Below are 302 nucleotides of genomic sequence, written 5' to 3'. Positions count from 1 at the left end.
TAACGGAAGCGGCGACCGCCGACGTTGTGCACTGCGCCGCCCCGGCAGGAGCGGCGCAGCGGGGTGATCAGCCGGTCGCTGCGAGCGCCTGTCCGGTGCGGCTGGCGGTGGCGCGGCCGAGCAGGCCAGCCAGCCAGCGGCCGGTCTCGGCCAGTGCCGGCAGGTCCACGCCGCTGTCCAGGCCCAGGCCCTGCAGCAGGTAGACCACGTCCTCGCTGGCGACGTTGCCGCGGGCCCCCTTCGCATACGGGCACCCGCCGGCACCGGACACGGCGCTGTCGACCACGCGCACGCCTTCTTCC

General features: G+C 75.5%; 1 pseudogene. It reads right to left on the bottom strand.

Going from position 1 to position 302, the window contains the following annotated elements:
- Positions 1–67: 67 nt before the first annotated feature.
- Positions 68–302 (bottom strand): annotated as a pseudogene (locus EN850_RS35440) (hydroxymethylglutaryl-CoA lyase); the annotation flags it as partial.

The sequence above is a fragment of the Mesorhizobium sp. M8A.F.Ca.ET.207.01.1.1 genome (genome assembly GCF_004794715.1).
Lineage (GTDB): Bacteria > Pseudomonadota > Alphaproteobacteria > Rhizobiales > Rhizobiaceae > Mesorhizobium.
The sequence above is the reverse complement of the archived record's forward strand: the minus strand, read 5'-3'. Positions and strand labels throughout refer to the sequence as shown.